This is a genomic window from Streptomyces sp. SID1328 (assembly GCF_009865595.1).
GTDB classification, from domain to species: domain Bacteria; phylum Actinomycetota; class Actinomycetes; order Streptomycetales; family Streptomycetaceae; genus Streptomyces; species Streptomyces griseoluteus.
In genome coordinates, this window is sequence record NZ_WWKH01000109.1 from 1 (window position 1) to 6,599 (window position 6,599).

General features: G+C 73.0%; 5 protein-coding genes and 1 pseudogene. 4 read left to right on the forward strand and 2 right to left on the reverse strand.

Features of this window, described 5'->3' with window-relative positions; translation table 11 throughout:
* Positions 1 to 507 (forward strand): annotated as a pseudogene (locus tag GT030_RS03505) (hypothetical protein); the annotation flags it as partial.
* Positions 508 to 510: 3 nt separating this feature from the next.
* Here the strand turns inward: GT030_RS03505 and GT030_RS03510 are convergent.
* Positions 511 to 1,743 (reverse strand): glycosyltransferase family 87 protein, encoded by a 1,233-nt coding sequence (locus GT030_RS03510; protein ID WP_161199781.1) that lies wholly within the window; start codon positions 1,741 to 1,743, stop codon positions 511 to 513.
* 128 nt (positions 1,744 to 1,871) lie between these two features.
* Here GT030_RS03510 and GT030_RS03515 point away from each other — a divergent pair, with 128 nt between their 5' ends.
* A complete protein-coding gene (locus tag GT030_RS03515; RefSeq protein ID WP_161199782.1) occupies positions 1,872 to 3,014 on the forward strand; it encodes a glycosyltransferase family 4 protein in 1,143 nt (380 codons plus the stop codon).
* Positions 3,015 to 3,064: 50 nt separating this feature from the next.
* Here GT030_RS03515 and GT030_RS03520 read toward each other — a convergent pair whose 3' ends face one another.
* Positions 3,065 to 4,873, reverse strand: a complete 1,809-nt coding sequence (locus GT030_RS03520) for an AMP-dependent synthetase/ligase (RefSeq protein ID WP_161199783.1) — start codon at positions 4,871 to 4,873, stop codon at positions 3,065 to 3,067.
* 252 nt (positions 4,874 to 5,125) lie between these two features.
* Here GT030_RS03520 and GT030_RS03525 point away from each other — a divergent pair, with 252 nt between their 5' ends.
* Positions 5,126 to 5,923: a metallophosphoesterase gene (locus GT030_RS03525; RefSeq protein WP_161199784.1), complete on the forward strand. Its 798-nt coding sequence runs from the start codon at positions 5,126 to 5,128 to the stop codon at positions 5,921 to 5,923.
* Positions 5,924 to 6,020: 97 nt separating this feature from the next.
* Positions 6,021 to 6,461 carry an SRPBCC family protein gene (locus GT030_RS03530; RefSeq protein ID WP_030810292.1) on the forward strand — a complete coding sequence of 147 codons (441 nt, stop codon included), beginning with the start codon at positions 6,021 to 6,023 and terminating at the stop codon, positions 6,459 to 6,461.
* Positions 6,462 to 6,599 lie beyond the last annotated feature (138 nt).

Sequence of the window (6,599 nt, forward strand, 5' to 3'; positions counted from 1 at the left end):
GGGCGGGCCCCCGCCGACCGGGTGGTCGTCAACCCGGAGGCGTACGCGGCCCTGGGCGACCTGGGCAAACAGGTGGTACTCACCCACGAGACCACCCATGTCGCCACCCGCTCGGCGACCACCGCCGCCACCCCGCTCTGGCTCTCCGAGGGGTACGCCGACTGGACCGGCTACCTCGGCACCGGCCGCACCCCCGCCGAGGTCGCCCCCGAGCTGACCCGCGCGGTCGCGGACGGGCGCGTCCCGGACGCGCTCCCCGCCGACGAGGACTTCGGTTTCACCGGCGACCCGGCCGGACTGGCCCGCGCCTACGAGTCCGGCTGGCTGGCCTGCCGGATGATCGCCGAGCGCTGGGGCGAGGAGGAGCTGCGCGTCTTCTACCGGGCCGTCGGGGCCCACCGCAGCCGGGCGGGCGCGGTGGAGGGGGCGCTGGAGCAGGTGCTGGACACCACCCCGAAGGAGTTCACCGCCCAGTGGCAGGACTACGTCCGGGACCAGCTGGGCTGAGCCTCACGGGGAGACGGGCGACTCGTCCGCGCGGTCCGCGGCGGGGGCGGACGCGAGGGGCGCCGGGGACACAGTGGCGCGCCACAGCCGGCGGGCCGCCGCGAGGGAGGCGGCGACCAGCAGGCCGTTGCGCACGACCATCAGCGTCACGCCGTACCAGTCGCTCGTCACCACGTGGATGAAGCCGAGCGGGAACTCCAGCACCGTCACCAGGGACGCCACGGCCACCATCAGCGCGGGCGCGGTCATCCGGGACGCGCGGTGGGTCAGGCACACCGCGGCCAGGCCGGTCAGCCACACCAGGTACTGCGGGCTGATCACCCGGCTGGTCACCGTGAACAGCAGCACCGCCGTGAACGCGGCCTCGGGGAGGGTGAGTTCGTCGGTCCGCACCACGCGCAGCCGCCACAGCACCAGCCAGCCGAACGCGGCCCCGGTCAGCACCAGCGCCGCCGTGCTCACCACCCCGACCCACGGGCCCAGGAACTCGATCGACCCGTAGTTCAGCAGCACCTGGCCTTCCCAGCCGAAGTGCCGGGCCACATGGAAGACCAGCGCGCCCAGCGACTCCACCTCGGTGCCCCGGTCCCGCTGGAAGGTCAGGAAGGCGAAGGCGCCCGGCATCGAGACCGCGAACAGGGCCGCCAGCCCCGACGCCGTCACCGCCGCCGACGCCCACGGACGGCGCCGGAAGGACCCCGCCAGCAGCAGCGCCGGCCAGACCTTCACCATCGCGCCGAGCGCGGTCAGCACCCCGAAGGCGCGCGGATGCCGGGCGGCCGCCAGCAGCGCGGCCACGGCCAGGGCGGTCACCATCACGTCGTAGCGGGCGTACACCGTCGGCCCGAGCAGCGGGACGGCGGCCGTCCACAGCCAGGCCCCGCGCGGCGAGCGGCCCGGACCCCGGCCGTGGCGCACCAGGAGGCCGAGTACCGCGAGGTCGGTGAGGCAGCACAGGACGAAGAAGGCGTCCGTGTAGTCCAGGAACGGCAGCAGGCCGGGGGAGAGGACCGCCAGCGCCGCCGCGGGCGGGTACTGCCAGGTCACGTCGTCCAGCGGAAACGTTCCTTGACGCAGGACCTCGTACCAGCCGCGGTAGATCACCGACACGTCCGAGGTGACGTCGGGGCCCGCGACGGTGATCACCTTGAACACGGTCAGCAGCAGGACGGCACGGCTCGCCCCCCACACCGCCGCGAACCACGCCAGGGACCGCCCGGCGCCCTTCGTGTCCACGTGATCCCCTGCCGTTCGGTCGTGTGTCGTGCGCGTCGGAAGACTCATGATGTCCTTTACGGCCGTGTCCCTGCCACAGACTCCGCCCGGCCCGGCCCCGGGCGGCCCACCCGGTAGGGTCGGCGGCGATGCACAAGACCCTGATCGTGACCAACGACTTTCCGCCCCGCCCCGGCGGCATCCAGGCGTTCCTGCACAACATGGCGCTGCGCCTGGACCCGGACCGGATCGTCGTCTACGCCTCCACCTGGAAGCGCGGCCGGGAGGGCGCCGAGGCCACCGCCGCCTTCGACGCCGAGCAGCCCTTCACCGTCGTGCGCGACCGTACGACCATGCTGCTGCCCACACCGGGCGCGACCCGGCGGGCGGTGGGGCTGCTGCGGGAGCACGGCTGCACTTCGGTGTGGTTCGGGGCGGCGGCGCCGCTCGGGCTGATGGCACCGGCACTGCGCCGGGCCGGCGCCGAGCGGCTGGTGGCCACCACCCACGGTCACGAGGCGGGCTGGGCCCAGTTGCCCGGCGCCCGTGGGCTGCTGCGCCGGATCGGTGAGTCCACGGACACCATCACCTACCTCGGCGAGTACACCCGGTCCCGGATCGCCGCCGCGCTCACTCCTCAGGCGGCCGGGCGCATGGTCCAGCTGCCGCCCGGCGTGGACGAGAAGACCTTCCACCCCGGCTCCGGCGGGGACGAGGTGCGCGCCCGGCTCGGGCTCACCGACCGGCCGGTCGTGGTGTGCGTCTCGCGGCTGGTGCCGAGGAAGGGCCAGGACACCCTGATCCGGGCCATGCCCCGGATCCTCGCCGCCCAGCCGGACGCCGTACTGCTGATCGTGGGCGGCGGCCCCTACGAGGCCGACCTGCGCCGCCTGGCCGCCGGGACCGGCGTCGCGGACTCCGTACGGTTCACCGGCGCGGTGCCGTGGGCCGAGCTGCCCGCGCACTTCGGCGCCGGGGACGTGTTCGCCATGCCGTGCCGCACCCGGCGCGGCGGGCTGGACGTGGAGGGGCTCGGCATCGTCTACCTGGAGGCGTCCGCGACCGGGCTGCCCGTGGTCGCCGGCGACTCCGGCGGAGCGCCGGACGCCGTGCTCGACGGCGAGACCGGCTGGGTGGTCCGGGGCGGCGAACCCGCCGAGGCCGCCGAGCGGATCAGCGCCCTCCTCGCCGACGAGGGCCTGCGCCGCCGGATGGGCGAGCGCGGGAGGCGGTGGGTCGAGGAGACGTGGCGCTGGGACCTGCTGGCCGAACGGCTGAAGGTGCTGCTCTGACGCTGCGGCGCCGGGGAACTCCCGGCGCCGCCCGGTTCGGTGACGTTTCGTCAGGAGGCGGTCTGCTTGGCGTAGATGGCCTCGATGTCGGCCGCGTAGTCCTTGGCCACCACGTTCCGCTTCAGCTTCAGCGAGGGCGTCAGGTGCCCCGACTCCTCGGTGAACTGGATCGGCAGGATACGGAACTTGCGCACCGACTCCGCCTTGGACACCGCCGCGTTGCCGTCGTCCACGGCCGCCTGGATCGCCGCGTTCAGCTCCGGGTCGTCGCGCAGCGAGTCCGCGGTGGAACCGGCGGGCTTGCCGTGCTCGGCGGCCCAGCGGCCCAGGAACTCCTCGTCGACGGTGACCAGCGCGCCCACGAACGGCCGTCCGTCGCCCACCACCATGCACTCCGCGACCAGCGCGTGCGCCCGGATGCGGTCCTCGATCACGGCCGGGGCGACGTTCTTGCCGCCCGCCGTGACGATGATCTCCTTCTTGCGGCCGGTGATCCGGAGGTAGCCGTCCTCGTCCAGGGTGCCGATGTCCCCGGTGTGGAACCAGCCGTCGGCCAGCGCCTCGGCGGTCGCGTCCGGGTTGTTCCAGTACTCCTTGAACAGGTGCTCGCCGTGCAGCAGCACCTCGCCGTCGTCCGCTATCCGCACGACCGAGCCGGGCAGCGGCTGGCCGACCGTGCCGATCTTCTGCCGGTCCCACGGGTTGAACGCCGTCGCCGCGCAGGACTCGGTCAGGCCGTAGCCCTCCAGCACCGAGAAGCCGATGCCCCGGAAGAAGTGGCCGAGCCGCTCGCCCAGCGGGGCACCGCCCGAGATCGCGTACTCGCCCCGGCCGCCGAGCACCGCCCGCAGCTTGCCGTAGACCAGCTTGTCGAAGACCTTGTGCTTGAGCCTCAGCTTCAGCGACGGGCCCGCAGGGGTGTCCAGCGCGCGGCTGTAGGCGATGGCCACGTCGGCGGCCTTGTCGAAGATCACGCCCTTGCCGTCGGCCTGCGCCTTGGCCCGCGCGCTGTTGTAGACCTTCTCGAAGACGCGCGGGACGCCCAGGATCAGGGTCGGCCGGAACGCGGACAGCTCCTCGGTGAGGTTCTTGATGTCCGGGACGCAGCCCAGCTTGATCGGCGCCATCATCGGCGCCACCTGCACCAGCCGCCCGAAGACGTGCGCCAGCGGCAGGAACAGCAGCACCGAGCACTCGCCGGTACGGAACAGCGGGCGCAGCCGCTCCACGATGTTGCCGCACTCCGCGAAGAAGCTGCGGTGGGTCAGCACACAGCCCTTGGGGCGGCCGGTGGTGCCGCTGGTGTAGACGATGGTCGCCGGGTCGTCCGCCTTGGCGAGCGAGCCGCGCTCGGCGACCGTCGCGTCGGAGACGTCCTGCCCGAGCCGCGTCAGCTCCTCCAGGCCACCGGCCTCGATCTGCCACACGTGCTTCAGCGCCGGCAGCGACTCGCGCACCGAGTCCACGGCGGCCGCGTGGCCGTCCAGCTCCACGAAGGCGGCGGTCGCGCCGGAGTCGGAGAGGATCCAGCGCACCTGCTCCGGCGAACTGGTCTCGTACACCGGCACGGTGACCGCGCCCGCGCTCCAGATGGCGAAGTCCAGCAGGGTCCACTCGTAGCGGGTGCGGGACATCAGGCCGACCCGGTCGCCCGGCTGCACGCCGGCGGCGATCAGGCCCTTGGCGGCGGCGTGCACCTCGGTGAGGAACTGCCGGGCCGTCACGTCCTGCCAGGCGCCGCCCACCTTGCGGGCGATGACGGCGACGTCCGGGTGCTGAGCGGCGTTTCTGCGGACGATGTCCGTCAGGTTGCCGTCGGCGGGGACCTCGTACAAGGCCGGAAGGCTGAACTCGCGCAAGACTGCTGCTCCTCGGGGCGGGTGCTCGGGGAGTCCCGCCTGCCGGGGTGATCTCCGGAGCACGACCGGACTGCCCGGACGTTACCCGCCGGTATGACCTCTGGGACAGGGGGTCCGTGCCAGATGTTCGCTGCGTCACACGGGATGACCCGCTTGGGCGCACAGTAGTCCACCTCTTGACCAACGGGCGAGTAACCGCAGGCCAGACGGGCCACTGTTCACGTAGACCGCACACCTCTACCCTTGATCGCCATGGCTTCCACACCCGCCCGCGGCCCCCGGACCCGCGTCCACGTGATCAGCGACGTGCACGGGAACGCCCGTGATCTCGCGCGGGCCGGGGAGGGCGCCGACGCGCTGATCTGCCTCGGCGACCTCGTCCTCTTCCTCGACTACGCCGACCACTCGCGCGGCATCTTCCCCGACCTGTTCGGCGCGGAGAACGCCGACCGGATCGTCGAGCTGCGCACCGCCCGCCGCTTCGAGGAGGCCCGCGCCCTCGGCCGGAAGCTGTGGTCGGGGATCGGCGCCGACCGGGACGCGGCGATCGAGCAGGCGGTACGCCGCCAGTACGCCGAGATGTTCGCCGCCTTCCCCACCCCGACCTACGCCACCTACGGCAACGTCGACATGCCGCCCCTCTGGCGGGAGTACGCCGGACCGGGCACCACCGTGCTGGACGGTGAGCGGGTGGAGATCGGCGGCCGCGTCTTCGGCTTCGTCGGCGGCGGCCTGCGCACCCCGATGCGCACCCCGTACGAGATCGACGACGAGGAGTACGCGGCGAAGATCGAGGCCGTCGGCGAGGTCGACGTGCTCTGCACCCACATCCCGCCCGAGGTGCCCGAACTCGTCTACGACACCGTCGCCCGCCGCTTCGAGCGCGGCAGCCGCGCCCTGCTGGCCGCCATCAGGCGCACCAGGCCGCGCTACTCCCTGTTCGGCCACGTCCACCAGCCGCTCGCCCGCCGAATGCGGATCGGTGCGACCGAGTGCGTGAACGTGGGCCACTTCGCCGGGACCGGCAGGCCGTGGGTGCTGGAGTGGTGACGGCGGGCCGGGGGCGGCGCGGTAGCCTTCACGCTGCACACACGTGGGCACCCCGCGCGTGAGAGAACGTCCGGCCGCATCTGGAGGAGCCACGGCGATGGCGGAACACACCAGTTCGAGCATCACGATCGAGGCGGCCCCGGCCGATGTCATGGCGGTGATCGCCGACTTCTCCCGCTACCCGGACTGGACCGGCGAGGTGAAGGAGGCCGAGGTCCTGGAGACCGACGGCCGCGGCCGCGCCGAGGAGGTCCGCCTCGTCATGGACGCGGGCGCCATCAAGGACGACCAGACCCTCGCCTACACCTGGACCGGTGAGCACGAGGTCTCCTGGACCCTGGTGAAGTCCCAGATGCTCCGTTCCCTGGACGGCAGCTACCTGCTCAAGCCCGCGGGCGCCGGGTCCACCGAGGTCACCTACCGCCTCACGGTCGACGTCAAGATCCCCATGCTCGGCATGATCAAGCGCAAGGCCGAGAAGGTCATCATCGACCGCGCGCTGGCCGGCCTGAAGAAGCGCGTCGAGACGGGGTCCTGACACCGGGCCCCGGCCGCCGGGGGCCTCCACGCCGCTGAGGCTCCGTTACCGTTCAGCCTCATGCGTACCCTCCTGATCACCGGGCCCGGCGGCAGCGGCCGCACCAGCGTCGCCGCCGCCACCGGGCTCGCCGCGGCC